The organism is Janthinobacterium sp. SUN100, from assembly GCF_030397705.1.
In the GTDB taxonomy this organism is placed as follows: Bacteria; Pseudomonadota; Gammaproteobacteria; order Burkholderiales; family Burkholderiaceae_D; genus Janthinobacterium; species Janthinobacterium kumbetense.
The window spans coordinates 213,506-233,534 of the sequence record NZ_JAPUBU010000001.1; the positions used below are offsets into that span (position 1 = coordinate 213,506).

At 65.4% G+C, this 20,029-nt stretch carries 16 protein-coding genes; 10 read left to right on the plus strand and 6 right to left on the minus strand.

Features of this window, described 5'->3' with window-relative positions; all coding sequences use genetic code 11:
- Nucleotides 1-36: 36 nt before the first annotated feature.
- Nucleotides 37-732 carry a carbonic anhydrase gene (locus tag O0881_RS00785; RefSeq protein ID WP_077403725.1) on the plus strand — a complete coding sequence of 232 codons (696 nt, stop codon included), beginning with the start codon at nt 37-39 and terminating at the stop codon, nt 730-732.
- Here the strand turns inward: O0881_RS00785 and O0881_RS00790 are convergent.
- A complete protein-coding gene (locus O0881_RS00790) occupies nt 718-1,089 on the minus strand; it encodes a ribonucleotide reductase subunit alpha (protein WP_099393481.1) in 372 nt (123 codons plus the stop codon). The two genes, O0881_RS00785 and O0881_RS00790, sit on opposite strands and share 15 nt — an antisense overlap.
- A 245-nt stretch (nt 1,090-1,334) precedes the next feature.
- Between O0881_RS00790 and O0881_RS00795 the strand changes: the two genes are divergently transcribed.
- The 9 genes from O0881_RS00795 to O0881_RS00835 all read left to right on the plus strand — a co-directional run bounded on the left by O0881_RS00795 (nt 1,335) and on the right by O0881_RS00835 (nt 13,751).
- Nucleotides 1,335-5,033, plus strand: coding sequence for a nitrate reductase subunit alpha (locus O0881_RS00795; protein WP_289909647.1), 3,699 nt, complete (start codon nt 1,335-1,337; stop codon nt 5,031-5,033).
- Nucleotide 5,034: 1 nt separating this feature from the next.
- Nucleotides 5,035-6,585: a nitrate reductase subunit beta gene (gene narH / locus O0881_RS00800; RefSeq protein WP_251348990.1), complete on the plus strand. Its 1,551-nt coding sequence runs from the start codon at nt 5,035-5,037 to the stop codon at nt 6,583-6,585.
- Between the two features lie 9 nt (nt 6,586-6,594).
- Complete coding sequence (gene narJ, locus O0881_RS00805; protein WP_289909648.1) at nt 6,595-7,263, plus strand: nitrate reductase molybdenum cofactor assembly chaperone; 669 nt, start codon at nt 6,595-6,597, stop codon at nt 7,261-7,263.
- Nucleotides 7,264-7,290: 27 nt separating this feature from the next.
- Entirely contained in the window at nt 7,291-7,977 is a 687-nt protein-coding gene (narI, locus tag O0881_RS00810) for a respiratory nitrate reductase subunit gamma (protein ID WP_151094938.1), read from the plus strand.
- A gap of 15 nt (nt 7,978-7,992) precedes the next feature.
- Nucleotides 7,993-8,739 (plus strand): peptidylprolyl isomerase, encoded by a 747-nt coding sequence (locus O0881_RS00815; protein WP_034781603.1) that lies wholly within the window; start codon nt 7,993-7,995, stop codon nt 8,737-8,739.
- An 88-nt stretch (nt 8,740-8,827) separates the two neighbouring features.
- A complete protein-coding gene (gene moaA / locus O0881_RS00820) occupies nt 8,828-9,814 on the plus strand; it encodes a GTP 3',8-cyclase MoaA (protein ID WP_251348986.1) in 987 nt (328 codons plus the stop codon).
- 26 nt (nt 9,815-9,840) lie between these two features.
- Nucleotides 9,841-11,742: a type IV pili methyl-accepting chemotaxis transducer N-terminal domain-containing protein gene (locus O0881_RS00825; protein WP_289905214.1), complete on the plus strand. Its 1,902-nt coding sequence runs from the start codon at nt 9,841-9,843 to the stop codon at nt 11,740-11,742.
- Between the two features lie 24 nt (nt 11,743-11,766).
- Nucleotides 11,767-12,429: a response regulator gene (locus tag O0881_RS00830; RefSeq protein WP_034781594.1), complete on the plus strand. Its 663-nt coding sequence runs from the start codon at nt 11,767-11,769 to the stop codon at nt 12,427-12,429.
- A 110-nt stretch (nt 12,430-12,539) separates the two neighbouring features.
- On the plus strand, nt 12,540-13,751 hold the full coding sequence (locus tag O0881_RS00835) for an NnrS family protein (protein WP_289909650.1): 1,212 nt from the start codon (nt 12,540-12,542) through the stop codon (nt 13,749-13,751).
- A 3-nt stretch (nt 13,752-13,754) separates the two neighbouring features.
- Here O0881_RS00835 and O0881_RS00840 read toward each other — a convergent pair whose 3' ends face one another.
- The 5 genes from O0881_RS00840 to O0881_RS00860 all read right to left on the minus strand — a co-directional run bounded on the left by O0881_RS00840 (nt 13,755) and on the right by O0881_RS00860 (nt 19,919).
- Nucleotides 13,755-13,880: a hypothetical protein gene (locus O0881_RS00840; RefSeq protein ID WP_257218626.1), complete on the minus strand. Its 126-nt coding sequence runs from the start codon at nt 13,878-13,880 to the stop codon at nt 13,755-13,757.
- A gap of 33 nt (nt 13,881-13,913) precedes the next feature.
- Nucleotides 13,914-17,357, minus strand: a complete 3,444-nt coding sequence (locus O0881_RS00845; protein ID WP_289909652.1) for a response regulator — start codon at nt 17,355-17,357, stop codon at nt 13,914-13,916.
- Nucleotides 17,358-17,441: 84 nt separating this feature from the next.
- Nucleotides 17,442-18,899, minus strand: a complete 1,458-nt coding sequence (locus O0881_RS00850; RefSeq protein WP_289909654.1) for a response regulator — start codon at nt 18,897-18,899, stop codon at nt 17,442-17,444.
- On the minus strand, nt 18,896-19,258 hold the full coding sequence (locus O0881_RS00855) for an Hpt domain-containing protein (RefSeq protein ID WP_289905210.1): 363 nt from the start codon (nt 19,256-19,258) through the stop codon (nt 18,896-18,898). The genes O0881_RS00850 and O0881_RS00855 overlap by 4 nt, the downstream gene beginning before the upstream one ends.
- A 34-nt stretch (nt 19,259-19,292) precedes the next feature.
- On the minus strand, nt 19,293-19,919 hold the full coding sequence (locus O0881_RS00860; protein WP_289905209.1) for a response regulator: 627 nt from the start codon (nt 19,917-19,919) through the stop codon (nt 19,293-19,295).
- Nucleotides 19,920-20,029: the final 110 nt, after the last annotated feature.

Here is a 20,029-nt window from a genome sequence, read left to right on the forward strand (position 1 = left end):
CTTCTTGCCGGGCGTTGTATTCAGTAAGAGGTAGTCATGGAAGAACTGGAAAAATTCGTCAACGGCTTCAGCCTGTTTCAGCAGCAGTATTTCAGCGAGCCGCAGACTTTGTACGACAGCCTGCGCGACGGGCAGCGGCCCTCGACCTTGCTGATCGGCTGCTGCGATTCGCGGGTCGATCCCATGCTGCTGACGGGCAGCGATCCGGGCGACATGTTCGTCGTGCGCAATATCGCCAACCTGGTGCCGCCGTGCACGCCCGACGCGCCGCCCGGCGTCAGCTCGGCCATCGAGTTCGCCGTCTGCAAGCTGGAAGTGGCCAGGGTCATCGTGCTCGGACATGCGCGCTGCGGCGGCATCCGCGCGCTGCTCGAACCGCAGCCGCGCGCGGAAGGCCAGGAAACGGACTTCGTGGGACAGTGGATGCGCATTGCCGAACCGGTGGCGCAGCGGGTGCGGCGCGAGCTGGCGCACCGCTCGTCGGCGGAACAGCACCATGCGTGCGAACTGGCCAGCATCCTGCAGTCGCTGGACAACCTGCTCACCTACCCATGGCTGAAACGGCGGGTGGAGCAGGGATTATTGAAATTGCATGGATGGTATTTCGACATCGACAGCGGGGCGCTGATGGCGTATTCGGCGCGCCAGCAGCAGTTTTTGCCGCTGGTCTGTCCCATCGAAAGGGCGCGCCACCTTCATGAGCGCCCTTGGCCGGATTCAGCTAAAACGTAACAAATCCCCGCTGCGGTCAAACGCCAGCAGGCTGTCGATGCGGCCTTGCTCGATGGCCGTCACCATGGCGCGCAGGGGCGCTTCGCATTCCTGCGCCGCCGGCGGCTGGCCGTCCTGGCCCGCCAGTCCCGCCACGAAGACCACGTCCCAGTGCGTCTGCATCTGTTTCGACTCCTCCTTCAATGTTTCGAAGCTGTCCAGTTCCTCGGGCAGCTTGTCGGCGCACATCACGGGCGTGAGTGACTTGCCCTGGCCGCCAGGCTGGGCCTGCGCCTGCGTAAAGGTGAACAGCAGGCGTTGCGGCTGTTCCTGGTTGCGGGCGCTGCGCAGCAGGCTGGCGTAATCGGTAATCGACATGGTGCTCTTTCTCTGTGTTGAACGATGACGACAGGTATACCGCAGCGCCGCCTTGCCGCCCATAGGCAATAGTGACTATCCGGGTGACTACGCGCCTATGCATTCCTGGTGCCGGAAACCGACTTCTTGCCAATACCGCCGAGCATGGCGCATCGCTAGACTGTTTGTATCGACGCTTGAGCCATCCTGCTTGCAGCGTTTTTTAAGACCTGGCGCCGCTGCCTGCGGCGCACTGTGGAGGTAGCATGAGTCACTTTCTGGACCGCCTGAAATTTTTTAGCAAGCCCGCCGAGCCGTTTTCAAACGGCCATGGCACCGTGGTCGATGAAGACCGTACCTGGGAAAACGCCTACCGCCAGCGCTGGCAGCACGACAAGATCGTGCGCTCCACGCATGGCGTGAACTGTACCGGCTCGTGCAGCTGGAAGGTGTATGTCAAGAATGGCCTGATCACCTGGGAAACCCAGCAAACCGATTACCCGCGCACGCGGCCCGACCTGCCCAACCACGAACCGCGCGGCTGCCCGCGCGGCGCCAGCTATTCCTGGTACGTGTATTCGGCGCAGCGCGTGAAATATCCGATGGTGCGCGGCCGCCTGATGGAAATGTGGCGCGAAGCGCGCAAGACCATGGACCCCGTCACGGCCTGGGACTGGATCAGCCAGGACCCTGTGCGCTCGCAGCAGTACAAATCCATCCGCGGCCTGGGCGGTTTCGTGCGCGCCACGTGGGACGAATCGAATGAAATCATCGCCGCCGCGAATGCGCTGACGATCAAGAAATACGGCCCGGATCGCGTCGTCGGTTTTTCGCCGATTCCCGCCATGTCCATGGTCAGCTATGCCTCCGGCACGCGCTACCTGTCGCTGATCGGCGGCGTGGCCCTGAGTTTCTACGACTGGTACTGCGACTTGCCGCCGGCCAGCCCGCAAGTGTGGGGCGAGCAGACGGACGTGCCGGAATCGGCCGACTGGTACAACTCGACCTATCTGATGGTATGGGGCTCGAACGTGCCGATGACGCGCACGCCGGACGCCCACTTCTACACGGAAGTGCGCTACAAGGGCACGAAAACCGTGGCCATCTCGCCCGACTACGGCGAAATGGTGAAGTTCGGCGATATCTGGCTGGCGCCGAAGCAGGGCACGGACGCCGCGCTGGCGCTGGCCATGGGCCACGTCATCCTCAAGGAATTCCACTCGGAAGGGCAGAGCGCCTACTTCCGCGACTATGCGCGCCAGTACACGGACTTCCCGATGCTGGTGCTGCTCAAGGAGCATAACGGCACCCTGGTGCCCGACTACTTCCTGCGCGCTTCGCACCTGGACAACAACCTCGACGAAACCAACAATCCGGAATGGAAAACCCTCGTCATCGATGAAACCACGGGTGCGATCACCGCGCCGGCCGGCTCCATCGGCTTCCGCTGGGGCGAATCGGGCAAGTGGAACCTGGAGCAGAAGGCGGGCGGCAGCGGCGCGCCCATCGTGCCAATGCTCTCCATGATCAATGACAGCGACGCCGTCACGGAAGTGGGTTTCGCCTACTTCGGCGGCAAGGATGCGTCCGACATGCTGCTGCGCAAGGTGCCGGTGAAAACCATCCGCCTGGCCGACGGCAGCACGGGTCTGGTGACCACCGTGTTCGACCTGACTCTGGCCAACTACGGCATCGATCGTGGCCTCGGCGGCGAAAACGTGGCCGAAAGCTATGACGACGACGTGCCGTACACCCCCGCATGGCAGGAAAAGCACACTGGCGTGAAGCGCGCCGACGTCATCACCGTGGCGCGCCAGTTCGCGGAAAACGCGGACCAGACGCGCGGCAAGAGCATGGTCATCGTGGGCGCCGGCCTGAATCACTGGTACCACATGGACATGACCTATCGCGGCATCATCAACATGCTGATGATGTGCGGCTGTATCGGCCAGTCGGGCGGCGGCTGGGCCCATTACGTGGGCCAGGAAAAGCTGCGTCCGCAAACGGGCTGGACGCCTTTGGCCTTCGCCCAGGACTGGGTGCGCCCGATGCGCCAGATGAACGGCACCTCGTTCTTCTATGCCCACACGAGCCAATGGCGCCATGAAAAGCTGGAAACGGGCGACATCGCCTCGCCATCGGCAGCCGGCGGCACGGGCGACCTGACCCTGCTCGACTACAACGCCAAGGCCGAGCGCATGGGCTGGCTGCCATCGGCGCCGCAGCTGCAAACCAATCCGCTGGAAGTGGCCAAGGCCGCGAAGGCGGCAGGGCAGGCGCCGGCCGCGTATGCGCTCGACCAGATCAAGGCGGGCCAGCTGCAGTTTTCGTGCGATGACCCGGACAACCCGGCCAACTTCCCGCGCAATATGTTCGTCTGGCGCTCGAATATCCTCGGCAGCTCGGGCAAGGGTCACGAGTACTTCCTGAAATACCTGCTTGGCACGCAGAATGGCTTGCTCAGCGACGAGGACGACTGCCTCACGCCGAAGCAGGTGAAAGTGCGCCCGGCCGCCGAAGGCAAGCTCGATCTGCTGGTGGTGCTGGACTTCCGCATGTCGACCACGTGCCTGTACGGCGACGTGGTGCTGCCGACGGCCACCTGGTATGAAAAGGACGACTTGAACACGTCGGACATGCATCCGTTCATCCACCCCTTGTCGGAAGCCGTGCAGCCCTTGTGGCAATCGAAGTCGGACTGGGAAATCTACAAGGGCATCGCCGAGAAATTTTCGGAAATCGGCGGCGAGCTGCTGGGCACCCAGCAAGACATCATTTTGACGCCGCTGATGCACGACACCCCAGGTGAACTGGGGCAGCCATTCGATCCCAAGGATTGGCGCGCGGGCGAATGCGACGCCATTCCCGGCAAGACCATGCCGAACATGACGGTGGTCGAGCGCAATTACCGCGACGTCTACAAGAAATTCACCTCGATCGGCCCGCTGCTGGAAACCATCGGCAACGGCGGCAAGGGCATTTCCTGGAAAACGGGGCATGAAGTAGAGGTATTGCGCGGCGTGAACCGCACGGTGCTCGACGAGGGCGTGTCGAAGGGCCAGCCGCGCCTCGATACGGCCATCGATGCGGCCGAGATGATTCTGTCGCTGGCGCCGGAAACGAATGGCCACGTGGCCGTGAAAGCCTGGGCCGCGCTGTCCGCCATCACGGGACGCGAGCACACCCACCTGGCGCTGCCGCGCGAGCATGACAGCATCCGCTTCCGCGATGTGCAGGCGCAGCCGCGCAAGATCATTTCCTCGCCCACCTGGTCGGGCCTGGAAAGCGAAGAAGTCAGCTACACGGCCGGCTATACCAACGTGCATGAACTGATCCCATGGCGTACCCTGACGGGCCGCCAGCAGTTCTACCAGGATCACCTGTGGATGCGCGATTTTGGCGAGGGGCTGTGCGTGTACAAGCCGGCCATCAACACGAAGACGACGGAAGCGCTGCTGGGCACCAAGCCGAACGGCAACAAGGAACTGGCGCTGAACTTCCTGACGCCGCACCAGAAGTGGGGCATCCACTCCACGTATTCGGACAACTTGCGCATGCTGACCCTGTCGCGCGGCGGTCCCCACGTGTGGCTGTCGGAAACCGACGCGCAGACGGCCGGCATCGTCGACAACGACTGGATCGAAGTCTTCAACGTGAATGGCAGCCTGACGGCGCGCGCCATCGTCAGCCAGCGCATCCCGGCCGGCATGACGATGATGTACCACGCCCAGGAAAAGATCATCAATGTGCCTGGCGCGGAGATGACGGGCAAGCGGGGCGGCATCCATAACTCGGTGACGCGCGCCGTACCCAAACCGACGCACATGATCGGCGGCTACGCACAACTGGCGTACGGTTTCAATTACTACGGCACGGTGGGCTCCAACCGCGATGAATTCGTATTGGTGCGCAAGATGAACAAGGTCGACTGGCTCGAAGGCCCGTTGCAGGAAGAAGGAGCATAGTATGAAAATCAGAGCGCAAATCGGCATGGTGCTGAACCTGGACAAGTGCATTGGCTGCCACACCTGTTCCGTCACCTGCAAGAACGTGTGGACCAGCCGTGACGGCGTCGAGTACGCATGGTTCAACAACGTGGAAACCAAGCCAGGCATCGGCTATCCGAAGCAGTGGGAAAACCAGGACAAGTGGAATGGCGGCTGGCGCCGCACGGACGCGGGCAAGATCGAGCCGCGCCAGGGCAGCCGTCTGAAAATCCTGGCGAATATCTTCGCCAACCCAAACCTGCCCGCCATCGACGAGTATTACGAGCCGTTCACCTACGACTACGAGCACCTGCAAAGCGCGCCGCTGTCGCAGACGCCGCCGACGGCCCGTCCCATCTCCGTGCTGACGGGGAAAAAGATGGAGAAGATCGAGTGGGGCCCGAATTGGGAAGATGACCTGGGCGGGGAATTCGCTCAGCGCAGCAAAGATAAACTGTTCGACAACATGCAGAAGGAGATGTACGGCACGTTCGAAAACACCTTCATGATGTACTTGCCGCGCCTGTGCGAGCATTGCCTCAATCCGACGTGCGTGGCGTCTTGCCCGTCCGGCTCCGTGTACAAGCGCGAAGACGACGGCATCGTGCTGATCGACCAGGACAAGTGCCGCGGCTGGCGCATGTGCATCTCCGGTTGCCCGTACAAGAAGATTTACTACAATTGGTCCTCCGGCAAGGCGGAGAAGTGCACCTTCTGCTTCCCCCGCATCGAAGCGGGCCAGCCGACCGTGTGCTCGGAAACGTGCGTGGGCCGCATCCGCTACCTGGGCGTGCTGCTGTATGACGCCGACAAGATCGAGGCTGCCGCCTCCGTGCCGCAGGAGCAGGACCTGTACCAGGCGCAGCTCGACCTGTTCCTCGATCCGCACGACCCTGCCATCATCGCCGAGGCGCGCCGCCAGGGCATCCCCGACCTGTGGCTGGAAGCTGCCGTCAAGTCGCCCGTCTACAAGATGGCCGTCGAGTGGAAGGTGGCGTTCCCGCTGCATCCGGAATACCGCACCTTGCCGATGGTGTGGTACGTGCCGCCCCTGTCGCCGATCCAGGCGGCCGCCGAATCGGGCAAGCTGGGCGTGAACGGCATGCTGCCGGATACGCAAAGCCTGCGCATTCCCGTGCAGTACCTGGCCAATTTGCTGACGGCCGGCGACCAGCCGCCCATCGTCTCGGCGCTGGACCGCATGCTGGCCATGCGTGCCTACATGCGCAGCAAGACCGTCGAGAAGGTGGAAAACCTCACGGTATTGAAGCAGGTGGGCTTGACCAAGGCGCAGGTGGAGGACATGTACCACATCATGGCCATCGCCAATTACGAAGACCGCTTCGTCATCCCCAGCAGCCATAAGGAAATGGCGGAGGACAGCTTCAACGAGAAGGGTTCGTGCGGTTTCAGCTTCGGCAACGGCTGCTCGGACGGCACCAGCGAACCGACCTTGTTCGGCAAGAAAAAACACGGTTCGGCCATCTTCATGCAGATGCCGAAGTCGCGCAAAACGGCGCCCGGCGCTTAAGGAGCTCATATGGAACACGCTATGCATCACTACCAAGTCCTTTCTCGTCTGCTGCTGTATCCCGAGCCCGAGCTGATCGAACACCTGCCGCAGCTCGATGCCGCGCTGGCGGCCGTGCCGGAGCAGCACGCGCTGCTGCAGCCCTTGCTGGCGCACCTGGAAAGCAGCAGCCTGATCGACCTGCAGCAGCAGTACGTGGCTACGTTCGACCGCAACCCGTCGCACTCGCTGCACCTGTTCGAGCATATCCACGGCGAATCGCGCGACCGGGGCCAGGCCATGGTCGACCTGATGGAGGAATACAAGCGCCACGGCCTGCAAATGGTGGGCGACGACTTGCCCGACTTCGTGCCCCTGTTCCTGGAGTTCCTGGCACAGCTCGACGAGGCGGCTTCGGCGCCGCTGCTGGGCGACGCCGTCCACGTGCTGGCGCACATCGGCCGCAAGCTGACGGCCAACGGCAGCCCGTATGCGCCCATCTTCACCTTGCTAGAACGCCTGAGCCCCGTGGCGGCCGAAATGCTGGCCGAACCGCCGGTGCGCGACATGGATGAAGCGCTGGAAACCTTCGGTCCCGGTGCGGACGGCGTCGAGCCGTTGCTGCGCCAAGGTCAGGGCCAGGTCGCGGGCGGCGTCCATCCCGTGCATTTTCACCCGCAGCCGCGGCGCGCAGCTTGAATCGCGTCCGCATGAGGAGAGTACATCATGAGTAATTATTTGCATCAATTTGTGTATGGCATTTATCCATACATCGCGCTGGCCATCTTTTTCCTGGGTAGCCTGATCCGTTTCGACCGCGAGCAATATACGTGGAAGTCCGATTCCAGCCAGCTGCTGCACCGCGGCAGCCTGCGCCTGGGCAATATCCTGTTCCACATCGGCATCATCGGCCTGCTGTTCGGCCATGCGGCCGGCTTGCTGACCCCCGTCTGGGTATGGGATACCTTGGGCGTGTCGCATAGCCTGAAGCAGGGCGTGGCCATGGCGGCCGGCGGCGTGATGGGCGGCCTGTGCCTGGCCGGCATCCTGATCCTGCTGGCGCGCCGCTTCGGCAATGAACGGCTGCGCGCCGTCACCACGGCCGGCGACAAGCTGGTGATGGTGTGGATCTTGCTGACCTTGCTGCTGGGCCTGTCGTCGATCTTCGTCTCCGCTTCGCACATGGATGGCCACATGATGGTCTTGCTGATGAACTGGGCGCAGCACATCGTGACCTTCCGCGGCGACGCCGCCAGCTTCATCGTCGATGCGCCGCTGGTGTTCAAGCTGCATCTGTTCATGGGCATGTCGCTGTTCGTCATCTTCCCGTTCACCCGCCTGGTGCACGTGTGGAGCGGCTTTGGCGCCATTGGATATCTGGGCCGCGCCTATCAACTGGTGCGCCGCCGCTAAGAAAGGAGCTACATCATGGGAATCTCCGTCAATGGCATCGATATCGACGATGCAGACATCGCGCAGGAGCTGCCGCATCACGACGGCGCCGGCAATCCGCTGAAACAGGCCGTGCATGAACTGGTGCTGCGCCGGCTCCTGCTCGACGAAGCCGAACGCCTCGGCGTGCAGGGGGGTAGTACTGACGACCGCATCGAAGCGCTGTTTGCGCAGGAAGTGCGCGTGCCGCCCGCCGATGATGCGGCTTGCCGTACCTTTTATGCGCAGCGCCCGCAGCTGTTTAGCAGCGGGGCGCTGGTCGAGGCGCGCCACATCCTGTTCCAGGTGACGCCCGAGGCGCCGCTGGAGCTGCTGCGCACGACGGCGCAAGCCGTGCTCGATGCCCTGAAACTGGCGCCCGAGCGCTTCGGCGAACTGGCGGCGCAGTATTCGAACTGCCCGTCCGGCGCCCTGGGGGGCAACCTGGGCCAGCTGTCGCCGGGCCAGAGCGTGCCGGAGTTCGACGCGCTGCTGTTCCGCCTGGAAGAGGGTGCGCTGGCTGGCCATTTGCTGGAAACGCGCTTCGGCTACCACATCGTGCAGGTGCTGCGCCGGGTCGAAGGCCAGGCCATCGCCTACGAGGCGGTGCAGGCGCAGATCGCCGACCGCCTGTCGCGGGCCGCGTGGCAGCGCGCTGTGCACCAGTATCTGCACTTGCTGGTGGGGCGCGCGGAGATCGCCGGTGTCGAGCTGGAAGGCACAGCCAGTCCGTTAGTGCAATAGACCGGAAGGCGTAGGCCGCTAGGCCTTCTGGGGCACAGCCAGATCGTGCCCCAGCCTTTACAATCAAGGAAGAAACAGGAGTAGCGTCATGGGTAGCGTCAAGTTGCAGGACCGTTTTGGCCGTTCGATCGATTATGTGCGGCTGTCCGTCACCGACCGCTGCGATTTGCGCTGCAGTTATTGCATGCCCAAGGGCTTTCGCGGTTTCGAAGAGCCGAAGGACTGGCTGACGTTCGACGAGATCGAGCGCCTGCTGGGTATTTTTGTGCGCCTCGGCACGCGCCGCGTGCGCCTGACGGGCGGCGAGCCCCTGTTGCGGCGCAACCTGCCGGAGCTGGCGCAGCGGCTGTCCGCGCTGCCCGGCTTGCAGGATTTGTCGCTGTCGACCAATGCCACGCAGCTGGGCAAGCATGCCGTGGCCCTGCGTGCGGCCGGCGTGGACCGCATCAATGTCAGTCTCGATTCGCTGGACCGCGCCTGCATGCAGCAGATCACGGGGCGCGACAGCCTGCAGCCGATTCTCGATGGCCTGATGGCGGGCAAGGGGGCCGGTTTCGATCCGATCAAGATCAATATGGTGGCCATGCGCGGCGTCAATGATAGCCAGATCGAGGCCATGGCGGCCTTCTGCATCGAGCAGCAGTTCATCCTGCGCCTGATCGAAGCCATGCCGATGGGCAGCACGGGCCGCAATGCCCGCTACATGCCGCTCGGTCCCGTGCGCGAGCGCCTGGCGGCCCGCTTTGGCCTGGTGCCGCAGGCGATGGAGCTCGGTGGCGGGCCGGCGCGCTACATGGCGACCCCCGACGGGCGCTCGAGCATCGGTTTCATCACGCCCATGTCGCAGCATTTTTGCGCCACCTGCAACCGCGTGCGCCTGTCCGTCGATGGTACCCTGTACCTGTGCCTGGGCCAGGAAGAAAAATTCGCCTTTGGCCCCATGTTGCGCGGCGGGGCCACGGATGCGGAGATCGAAGCGGCGATCCGTGCCGCCATCGAACTCAAGCCGCAGCAGCACGATTTCAATACGCAGCCAGACAAGATTATCCGTTTTATGGCCCAAACCGGAGGCTGAACGGGGCGGTGCCAAGTAAAGGGTGTATGAAATTTAAAGCGATGTTTTCCTCCTGGCAGAAGCTGTCGACCAAGATCGTCGGCGCGCTGCTGCTCATGCTGGTGCTGGCCCTGAGTGCCATCGGCTGCACCCTGTTCCTGTCGTGGCAGCTCGAAGGCAGTTCGGCCGCCATCAACGAGACGGGCCGGCTGCGCATGCAGACCTACCGCCTGACCCTTTTGCTGGCCAGCGACGCTGGCGAGCAGGCGCGCCAGCAAGTGCTGCTGATCGACGAGACCCTGGCCAAGATCGGCCATGGCGACCCGCAGCGCCCCTTGTTCCTGCCGCCCAGCAGCGCCATCAAATCCGAATTCGAGCGTATCGGCACCGCCTGGCGCGGCGCCCTGCGTCCGGCCGCCCTGGCCGCCGACTCCAGCGCGCGCGCGCGCCAGTTCGAGCATGACGCCGACACCTTCGTGGGCCAGGTCGACCAGCTGGTGCGCCTGATTGAACACGATAGCGAACAGCGCACCTTCTGGCTGCGCGCCTCGCAACTGATCCTGGTCGGCATGGCCGTCATCGGCACGGTCAGCATGATTTACCTGATGTTCATGCTGATCATCGAACCCGTCACGCGCCTGCGGCTGGGCATGCAGCGCATGAAGGAACGCGATTTCAGCGTGCGTCTGGCCGTCGAGAGCAATGATGAATTCGGCCAGCTGGCCAGTGGCTTCAACCAGATGGCCGACCGCCTGCAGGCGCTGTACGGCAACCTGGAAGAGGGCGTGCGCAGCAAGACGGCCACGCTGGAATACCGCAACCGCGAACTGGCGCTGCTGTACGAAAGCGCTGCCTTCCTGCAGCGCCCGCAGCCGCTGGAAGACATCTGCGGCGGTTTCATGCAGCGCATCGTCGACTATTTCGAGGCCGACGGCTCCACCGTGCGCGTGCTCGACGCCGAGCGGGGCAACCTGCACATGGTGGTGCACCACGGCCTGTCCGAGGAACTGGTGGCGTCCGAGCATTGCCTGAAGGTGGGTGACTGCCTGTGCGGCACGGCCGTCGAGATGAAGGTGGCGAAGGTGCACGACATGCGCCGCATCGACAAGGCGCACGAGCTGCGCTGCCACCGCGAGGGCTTCGCCACCGTCTCCGTCTTCCATATCCACGCGCACGAACAGCACCTGGGCTTCTTCAACCTGCATTTCCGCCATGCGCGCGTGTTTTCCGCGCGCGAGCTGGCCTTGCTGGAAACGCTGGGCCAGTTGCTGGGCATCGCGCTGGAAAACCTGCGCCTGGCCGCGCGCGAACGCGAAATGGCCATTTCCGAAGAGCGCAACCTGGTGGCGCAGGGGCTGCACGACAGCATCGCGCAAAGCCTCAATTTCCTCAACCTGCAAGTGCAGATGCTCGACGACTCCGTGCGCAACGCCCGCTTCGACGAGGTGGCGGGCATCGTGCCGGCCCTGCATGCGGGCGTGAAGGAAAGCTACGAAGACGTGCGCGAACTGCTGGCGAACTTCCGCAGCCGCCTGATGGAAGATGACCTGATCGGCTCCCTGCGCGCCGCGGTGGACAAATTCCGCCGCCAGACGGGCATCGACGCCGAACTGCTGGCCGATGTCGACGGTGCGCCATTCCCCCGCGAGCAGCAATTGCAGTTATTATTCATCGTGCAGGAAGCGCTGTCGAACATCCGCAAGCACGCCCAGGCCAGCCACGTCGAGGTGCGTCTCGCCGACCACCAGGACTTTACCTTGACGATCAGCGACAATGGCGTCGGCTTCGACGCTTGCGCCGTGCTGGAAAAGGGCGACAGCCATGTCGGCATCCACATCATGCGCGAGCGCGCGCAGCGCATCGAGGCCACGTTCGACGTGCACGCCTGTCCTGGCGGCGGCACCACCGTCGAACTGCATTTGTCGCGCGAACAGCGCCGCGCCGCCTAAGTAACCACCTGAAAGTACAAAAAAATGGAGACACCCGATAAACCGATCACCGTCATGCTGGTGGACGACCACGCGCTGTTCCGCAGCGGCATACGCTCGCTGCTGCAGCGGCATACGGACTTTTCCGTCGTGGGCGAGGCGGCCGATGGCGTGGAAGGCATCAAGCGCGCCATCCAGTTGCAGCCCGACGTGGTGCTGCTGGACCTGAACATGGCCGGCATGTCCGGCGTGGAAGCGCTGCAGCTGATGCAGCACGATTGCCCGGACACGGCCATCGTCATGCTGACCGTGTCCGAAGATGCGGAAGACCTGGCGACGGCCTTGCGCGCGGGTGCCTGCGGCTACCTGATCAAGAATATCGACGCCGATTACCTGGTGCGCGCCATCCGCCGCGCGGCCGCCGGCGAAGTCGTCATCGCCGAAGCCATGACGGGCAAGCTGGTGGCGCAGCTGCAGGCGGGCACGCGGCGCGAGGAGCCCGTGTCGGAACTCGACAAGCTCACGCCGCGCGAAAAGGAAATCATCGACTGCCTGTCGCGCGGCGAGAGCAACAAGGGCATCGCCCGCACGCTGGACCTGGCTGAAAGCACAGTCAAGATCCACGTGCAGAACGTGCTGAAAAAACTCAACCTCACCAGCCGCGTGCAGGCGGCCGTGTACGCGGTCGAGCACCGCCAGGGCAAGTAGCCTGCGCCGGCGGCTAGTCCTTGCGGGCTAGCCGTCTAATCCTTTTGCCGATGGCGGCAGCTGTGCTTTTAAAGTAGTATATTGAATATATCTTTAAATGCGAGTCCATCATGGCCATCACCCCGATCAGCGAACCATCTCCTTCTCCCGCCGCCCCCGGCGCTGCGCCTTGGCATGCCGGCCACGCCGTCTGGCAACTGGGTTTCCGCCCGTTTTACCTGCTGGCGGCCGTGTTTGCGGCCATCAGCATTCCCCTGTGGCTGGCCAGCTACTTCGGCGTGCTGGCGGGCGGCTTGCACGTGGGGCTGGGCTGGCATATGCATGAAATGGTGTTCGGCTTCGCGCTGGCCGTCGTCGTGGGCTTCCTGTACACGGCGGGACGCAACTGGACGGGCTTGCCCACGCCGCATGGCGCGCCGTTGATGGCGCTGGCGGCGCTGTGGCTGGCGGGGCGCGTGGCCATGCTGTGCGGGCCAAGCCTGCTGACGGCGCTGGTCGACTGGCTGTTCCTGCCACTGGCCGCCTGGCCCCTGTATCGGGTGCTGCGCCGCTCGGGCAATACGCGCAACCTGTTCCTCGTCGGCTTGCTGGCCTTGCTGGCGCTGGCCAATGGCCTGTTCCACGCGGCCGTACTGGGCTGGCTGCCGCTGTCGCTGTTCCTGCCCGTGCAGGCGGCCATCTTCATCATCGTGCTGATCGAATCGGTGATCGGCGCGCGCGTGATCCCCATGTTTACCCGCAATGGCGCGCCTGGCAGCACGCCGGTGGCCAGCCCGCGGCGGGCCTTGATCGCCGTGGCCTGCATGGCGGCGGCCGCGATCGCGTGGCTGGCCGGCGCGCCGGCCTGGCTGACGGCGCCGCTGGCCTTCTGCGCTGCCGGCGTCTCGCTGTCCAACCTGCTGGCCTGGCAGCCGCAGCGCACCCTGGGCGTGCCGCTGCTGTGGATACTGCACCTGTCATATGCGTGGATAGGCATCGGCTTTGCGCTGCTGGCGGCCGCCAGCCTGGGCCTGCTGCCGGCCAGCGCCGCGTTTCACGCGCTGACGGTGGGCTCGATGGCGGGCCTGATCATCGGCATGATGACGCGCACCACCCTGGGCCACACGGGGCGGCCGTTGAAAGGCGGCAGGGCGGAAGCGGCGATGTACTGGCTGATCCAGCTGGGCGCGCTGGCGCGCCTGCTGGCCGCCGTCGGCCCCGCACCGCTGGCCATGCCGCTGCTGCTGGCAGCGGGCGCCTGCTGGTCGCTGGCCTTTGGCCTGTATGCGTGCGTGTATGCGCCGTACCTGTGGCGCGCCAGAGTGGATGGCCGCGAAGGCTAAGCGTCAGAAAGGGCGCCAGGCCAGCAGTTTCCTGATTTCCGGCGTCCAGTAGGACAGCGATTCGCCCACGACGAATAGCAGCAGGCCCAGCATCAAGGCTCTCAGCAGTAAATCCCTGCACCAGATCATGGCGTCTCCCAAAATTTCATATTGGCAAGTTTATCATTGGCATGCCCGGCCATGTTGCGTTTTTGGTACGGCCGCCTGGTCGGGCGGCGGCGTCCGTGCCGTAAAGGCGGCGACAGCCTCGAAGGCGTGCGCCAGCGCCTGCTCCAGTGTGTCGAGCGCGGTGGCCGCATCGTCGCCGGCGTGCAGCAGCTGTTCGGCATGCCGGGCCGCATGCAGGGTGGCGGGCAGGGCCAGGCTGCCCGCCTCGCCGGCCAGCTTGTGCGCCAGCGCGGCCGCGTCGCCGCGCGCATCGGTCGCCAGCAGCGCCCGCATGGCGCCGACCGTGTCGCCGTAGGTGTTGCTAAAACGCAACAGGTGATGGCGGTAGGGCGCTTCATCGAGCCACTGCGCCATCCCTTGCGCCAGGTCGATCGCGGGCGCCGCGCCGCCCGGCGGCTCGGTCATTGCCATTTTAACCATGGCAGGCGGCAGGGCAGGCAGCCCTTGCGCATGACGCCGGTGCGCGCGCGCCACCAGGGCGATGGTCTGCGGCACGTCGAACGGCTTGCTGATGAAATGGTTCACGCCCGCTTCCAGTGCCGCCGTGCGCTGCGTCTGGAAGGCGCCGGCCGTCAGCGCCACCACGGGCAAGTCCTGGAACTGCGGCAACTGGCGCAGCGCGCGCGTCGCCTGCAAGCCATCCATGACGGGCATCTGCACATCCATCAGCACGATGTCGACGTCGGCGGGGTGGGCCAGCAGCCAGTCCAGCGCCTGCCGGCCATCGCAGGCGAACGAGGGCACGGCGCCCTGGTCGCACAGGATATGCCTGACCACGTCGCGGTTGATTTCGCTGTCGTCGACCACCAGCACGCGCACGCCGGCCAACTGGCGCTCTTCCAGCGGAACCAGACTGGCGTCCATGCCGGCGTCCCTGGCGCGCTGCTGGCGCGCAGCCATCGCCGCGTTGTACAGGCTGGAAGCGGTCACCGGTTCGTTGAGGATGGCATCGGCGGCATAGACCGGGTCGGTGCGCCGCCGTGCCGGCGCCATTGCCGGCGCGCCGCTGGCGGCCAGGATGACGACGGGGCAGTCCTGCGGCGGCAGGTATTCGCGCAGTGCGCGCGCCGTCGCTTCGCCGTCCAGGTCCGGCATGCGCGCGGCCAGTACCACGACGCCGGGCCGCTCGCCCTCGGCGCAGGCCAGCGCATAATCGAGTGCCGCCTGGCCGCAGGACACGGCATGCACGCTCCAGCCCAGGCCGCGCGCCACGGCGCCCACCGCCTCGCGCGTGCCGGCGTTGTCGTCGGCCAGCAAGACATGCAGGCCCTGCATGTCGGGCGAGGACAGGGCGCCGGCGGGCATCAATTGCAGGGGCACCGTGAAACTGAATTCGCTGCCCTGGCCCAGGCCGCTTTTCAGCTGCAGGGTGCCGCCCATCAGGCGGACCAGTTGGCGGCAGATGGTCAAGCCCAGTCCCGTGCCGCCGAAGCGGCGCGTGGTGGAACTGTCGGCCTGGGCGAAGGCGGAAAAGATCGCTTCCTGCGCCTCGGGGGCGATGCCGATGCCCGTGTCGCGCACGCAAAAGCGCAGCACCGCGGCGTCGCCGTCGCGGCTGTCCAGCGTGCTCAGCAGCTCGACCGTGCCCTGCGGCGTGAACTTGATGGCATTGCTGCCCAGGTTGACCAGCACCTGCTCCAGCCGCAGCGCGTCGCCCAGCATGTGGTCGATACCGTCGGGCAACGGCCCGATCCGCACCTCAATCGGCTTGTCGTGCGCGGCAACGCCCATGCTGGCGGCAATCTTTTCGATCACCTCGGCCAGGCGGAACGGCGCCTGTTCGATGCGCATGTGGCCCGCCTCGATTTTCGAGACGTCCAGCACGTCGTTGATGATGCCCAGCAGGGACTGGCCGGCGGCGCGGATCTTGCGCGTCATCAACAGTCCATCTTCATCCAGGCGGCCCCTTTCCAGCAGCCAGGCCATGCCGAGGATGGCGTTCAGCGGCGAACGGATTTCATGGCTCATGTTGGCGAGGAATTCCGCCTTGCTGCGGTTGGCCGCTTCGGCCCCGTCGCGCGCCAGCAGCATGGCCGCCTCGGCCTGCTTTTGCGCGGAAATATCCTGGGCAAAGATCAAGGTGGCCGGCCCATCCTTGAGCATCACGCGCGTGCTGGTCTTGAGGGTGGGCACGGGCCGGCCCTGCTTGTCCAGGCCGACGGCTTCAAACACCTGTTCGCTGGCCGAATCGGCCTCGATCAGCGTCTCGTTGCTTGCCAGTGCCACTTGCGAGTCGGCCGTGAGCATGGTGCGCCAGGCCAGGCCGCTCAGGTCATCCTCGGGCGCATAGCCATGCAGGTGGCGGTAGCGCGGATTGGAATACACGAAGCGCCCATGGCGCAGGATGGCTATCGCCACGGGCGCATCTTCGATCAGGGTGCGAAAGCGCGTTTCGCTGTCGGACACGGCTTGCATGGCCTGGCGTTCCCTTTCCTGTTCCACCTGCCAGGCCGCCTGCTGCCGGCGCCGCCGCTGGCTCCAGAACAGCAGGCTGGCCGCGGCCAGCGCCAGCATGGCAAAACCCAGCACGTAGACCAGCGCCTGGCGCCGCAGGGGGGCCGCGATGGCCGCTTCTTCGCGGCTCAGGCCGATGATCAGGGCGCGGTCCATGTGCAGCGCGGCGGGGGCGATGGTTGCCATCGCTATGACGCGGGGGGAGGCGGACCCGCCGGCGCCGGCAATCTCGACGCCGCTCAGCACGCCCGCCTGAAAGCCGCTGTCGCGAAAGCGCCGCAGGAAGCTGCCGGGCGCGTCCACATTGCCGCCATTGGCGTTCCTGGGGGGATAGTTCAGGAATTGCCGGCCGTCGCCATGCACGACCACGGCCCAGACGTCGGGCGCATACATGGCGGTGCGGAACTTGGCCGTGAAATAGTCGGGGTCGAAGGTGGCCACGACGACGCCGGCGAAGCGGCCTTGTCGGTCCTGCACCATGCGCGCCGCCGTGATGACCAGGTCCCGCTTGAAGGACAGGAAAGGCGCCGAGATGTACAGCATGCGCGCATCGGGGGCGTCGCGCGCCGTCTGGAAGTAGCCGCGGCGCGAAAAATCCTGGCCGGCCAGTTCCGGGATGTTGGTGGCGACCGGCTTGCCGCCGGCATCGATGACGAGCATGGTGCGCACGCCCGGCATGGCGTCGACCAGCGCGGCCAGGCGCCGGGGCAGCGCTTGCCCGGCGTCGGGCGCGGCGCCGGCGGCAAGATAGTCGCGGATCACGCCGTCGAGCACCAGGTTGGTCGAAGCCAGGTCGACTTCGATATTTTTTGCCAGCAGCGCCGTCAGCACGCTGAGCCTTTCGCGCTCGGCCGCATCGTGCCGCGACGCTTCGGCCAGGTGCGCGTAGGCGAGGGCGGCAGCCACGATCAGCAGCCCAAGGAGCAAAAACAGCCATTCGATCAATCGCCTGTGCACTGCCGCCGCGTCTGTGTGGTAGGTCATGTGGCGATGCTATACCCGATATGCACGGAGAACAACTTTTGCGCATGACTACGCAGGTGATAGTGTGGCCAATTTGCCGCCAGGCTAGTGCGCCAGCCAGCGTTCCACCATGGCGCGCAGCTGGGCGGCCGTGAAGGGCTTGGACAGGTAATCGTCCATGCCGGCCGCCGCGCAGCGCTGCCGGTCGTCGTCGGTGACGCCGGCCGTGAGGGCGATGACGGGCAGGCGCCGTGCGCCGCTGGCCGCTTCGCGGGCGCGCAGGGCCTGGCACGCCTGGTAGCCGTCCATGACGGGCATCATGCAATCCATCAGGACCAGGTCATACTGCTGTTCGGCCAGCGCTTGCAGGCCCAGCGCGCCGTTCTCCGCCGTGTCGATGGCGTAGCCGCAGGTGCCCAGCTGCAGGCACACCAGCTGGCGGTTCAGCGCCGTATCCTCGACCAGCAGGATGCGCGCGCCCGGCGCTTGTGCCGGCGGCTTGGCGGCATCCGCTGGTGCCGCGCGCTCCTGCAGCGCCAGCACCATGTCCGCGTCGCGCTCCTGGCGCCGCAGCAGGGCCAGGATCAGCGCGACGGCCGCGGCCAGCACGAGCAGGCTGACGACGGCCGCGCCGCCCATGGTGAGCAGCATGCGCCGCCAGCCCGCCAGGTAGACGTCGTCCGTCACGGTCACGTTGATGGCCAGCGGATAGTCGCGCACCAGCCGTATGGCGGCCAGGCGGTCCACCGCGCGCCCCTGGTCGGCGACGCGCGGCGAGTCCACCTGCAGCACGCCATCGGTCTTGCCCTGTTCCAGCAGGCGGTAGGTGCTGCCCGTCAGGTTGCGCTTGCCCATCATGGCGGGTACGGCCGGCCAGCGGGCCAGCAGCGTGTAGTCGCTGCGGTACAGGGAAAAGGCCGTGTGTTCGCCGATGCTGGTGTTTTGGAAGAATGTGCTGAAGAAGTCGCACGACAGGCCCACCAGCACCACGCCCAGGAAGCGGCCGTCCGTGCCGCTGATGCGCCGGCTGATATAGAAGGTCCAGGCGCCATCGCCCTTGTTTTGCACGGGCGCGCTGACATGCATGCCGCCGTCCGGGTGGCGCCGGTGATACTCGAAGTAATCGCGCTCGTCGAGGCGGATGGACGGCGCGGGAAAGGCGCGGCTGAAGGCCAGCACGCTGGCATCGCCGCCGACGATGGATACCCCGTCCACCTGCGGCACGCCGCCGATCTTGTGTCGCAGCATCTGCTGCATGGCCGGGGTGCCGACGGCGGCGGCCAGCGCTTGCGCATCCGCCGGGGCGGCGGCATCGATGTCGCGGCTGACGCCGTCGAGCACCAGCCTGGCCGCCGTCATGCTCTGCGCCGTGTTTTCCGCCAGCAGCAGCGACAGCTTGGACAAGTCCTGCTTCCAGTCATCGACGGCTTCGCGGTGCAGCAGCACGCCGGAGACGACGATGCGCAGCGCCAGCAGGCCCACCAGCACCAGACCCACGAAGGCCGCCGTGGTGCGCGGCCGATAGCGGTGCACCAGGCGCAGGGCGGCCTGGCGCGCGTTCATGCCTGAGCGCCCGTGTAGTCGAGCATGCTGCGGCGTACCTCCTGCTCCACGGCGCCGACCAGCGCCGCCGTTTCAGCTAGCCAGCCCGTTGCCGGCACGCCCTGGTGGCGCACCAGCTGCTCGAATTCCGCCAGGCGCGCCGCCAGGGCGCTGGCGCCCAGCAGGACGACGGTGCCGCGCAAGGTATGGCAGCTGTGCACGATGGCTTGCGCGGCACCGCCGCGCACGGCCTGCTCGACGCGGGCAAACATGGCCGGCGCCGTATCGAGGTAGGTCTGCGACAGGGCGCGGAACATTTCCAGGTCGCGGCCGGTGGCCTGGAACAGCACGGCAGGATCGATGTGGCGATAGGCTGGCATGGCGGCTCCGTGGCGAGGGGAAGGCGGTGGCCGGCTAGGCGGCCAGGCTGTTGCGCCGCGCATGGCCGGCGCAGCAGGCGCGCAGATAGCCGCGCAGTTCGTCGTAATTGACGGGTTTGGCAAAGAACACCACGCCGGGCGGCACGCCGCCCCGTTCTTGCAGTTCCTCCGGCGTCAGGCTCGACAGCATGGCGATGTGCATGTCCGCCAGCAGCGGGTCGGCCAGGATGGTGCGGATCACCTCGTAGCCGTCGATGCCTTCCATGATGATGTCGGCCAACAGGATGTCGGGCTGGTCGCGGGCGATTTCCATCAGCGCCTGGTAGCCGTTTTCGCAAAAGCGCAAGTCCGCCTGCAAGCCCCAGGAACCGATCTGCTTTTCATACAGCGCCCGTTCGATCGGATTGTCTTCGATGACGAGGATGGACGGCGGGCGGCCCGACGGGACGGGGCGGTTGGCGCGTGCGGCACGCTGCTCCTGGCCCGGCTGGCCGGGATTGCCCTTGTAGGCTTCGACAGCCGCGAGGGGAATGCGGCGGTGGCCGCCCTTGGTCTTCCAGGCTTCGATCACGCCGGCCTCGACCAGTTGCTGCACGGATGTCACCGAGATGCCGAGGATTTCGGCGGCCTTTTGGGTAGTGCAAACGTCTGCAGTGTGCATGATGGGCTGTCTGGTCGCGGATGAAGTTGAAGGAGATGATACGCAATCGCGCTCAAAAAATCAATTTTAACGAATTAGATGAATTCAATAAAAACCTGGCTGGTTCAGGG